Raw genomic sequence first — 808 nt, forward strand, 5'->3', positions numbered from 1 at the left:
GGTTACCAAGAACAGTATTTGGCTCAGTTAACTGATGACTTAGTTCCCGTGCTAGGTGTTAATCCTTCAAATAAAAATACGTAACCCGCTTAAATTTCAAACTAATTACACTTTTAAACCAAGCATATGTGCAATCTGTAACCATATAGTCGTTTTTGGTAGAAAAGTGTTTGACATATTTTCTGAAATCTTTATTATACGCCCCACAAGACGGAGAGGTGTCCGAGTGGCCGAAGGAGCTCCCCTGCTAAGGGAGTATAGAGTTTGTAGCTCTATCGAGGGTTCGAATCCCTCCCTCTCCACCATTTCTTTTAATGGCGTGTTTTGTAAAATTTTAAAGTATGGGTGCATAGCTCAGCTGGATAGAGTACTCGGCTACGAACCGAGCGGTCGGAGGTTCGAATCCTCCTGCGCCCACCATACTTTAATAACTCGCTTAGAGTCTAAATAAGCAAAAGCTCTACTTAGAGTTAAAATAAGTAAACTATAAAGTGGGTGCATAGCTCAGCTGGATAGAGTACTCGGCTACGAACCGAGCGGTCGGAGGTTCGAATCCTCCTGCGCCCACCACTTTATAGACTCATACTTAGAGTATAAAAAAGTAAAGTGTTGGCTAAAGCCAAACGGTCGGAGGTTCATTCTTACAAGATACGTCCTGCGCCCACCACTTTATAGACTCTCACTTAGAGTAAAAACAAGTAATAGTAAAAATGAAAGCGGGTGCATAGCTCAGCTGGATAGAGTACTCGGCTACGAACCGAGCGGTCGGAGGTTCGAATCCTCCTGCGCCCACCACTTTCATGTTTTC

At 43.6% G+C, this 808-nt stretch carries 4 tRNA genes; all 4 read left to right on the forward strand.

What is annotated here, in order from left to right:
- The first annotated feature begins 212 nt into the window (after positions 1-212).
- The 4 genes from H5072_RS20655 (at position 213) to H5072_RS20670 (ending at position 795) form a co-directional block, all read left to right on the forward strand.
- Positions 213-305, forward strand: a tRNA-Ser gene (locus H5072_RS20655).
- A gap of 38 nt (positions 306-343) precedes the next feature.
- Positions 344-420, forward strand: a tRNA-Arg gene (locus H5072_RS20660).
- 73 nt (positions 421-493) lie between these two features.
- Positions 494-570: transfer RNA gene (locus tag H5072_RS20665), tRNA-Arg, on the forward strand.
- 148 nt (positions 571-718) lie between these two features.
- Positions 719-795: transfer RNA gene (locus tag H5072_RS20670), tRNA-Arg, on the forward strand.
- The last annotated feature ends 13 nt before the right edge of the window (positions 796-808 follow it).

The organism is Pseudoalteromonas sp. SR45-5, assembly GCF_014163565.1.
GTDB classification, from domain to species: domain Bacteria; phylum Pseudomonadota; class Gammaproteobacteria; order Enterobacterales; family Alteromonadaceae; genus Pseudoalteromonas; species Pseudoalteromonas distincta.